1 protein-coding gene is annotated in these 232 nt (G+C 65.1%); it reads right to left on the minus strand.

Annotated features, from left to right (window positions below; all coding sequences use genetic code 11):
• Positions 1 to 9: 9 nt before the first annotated feature.
• Positions 10 to 232: transposase (locus tag OXS27_RS32540; RefSeq protein ID WP_267361771.1), on the minus strand; the 223-nt coding region annotated here is incomplete at its 5' end.

Consider the following 232-nt stretch of genomic DNA (forward strand, 5'->3'; position numbering starts at 1 on the left):
TAGGGCGTGTCATCGCTTGAGCCAGTCGAGGGCTGCGGCGAGGGACAGAACGCCCATGAAGCTGGTGGCGGTTTTCTCGTAGCGGGTTGCGATGGCACGCCATTCCTTAAGCCTCGCCCAGAGGCGCTCGACCTGATTGCGGTTGTTGTAGATCCAGTCCGGGCAGGCGACGGGGGTCTCATGGCGCTGAGGCGGGATCGCGGGGCGCGCACCCATGTCCCAGATGTGCTCG

This window comes from Methylobacterium sp. GC_Met_3 (genome assembly GCF_026540775.1).
In the GTDB taxonomy this organism is placed as follows: domain Bacteria; phylum Pseudomonadota; class Alphaproteobacteria; order Rhizobiales; family Beijerinckiaceae; genus Methylobacterium.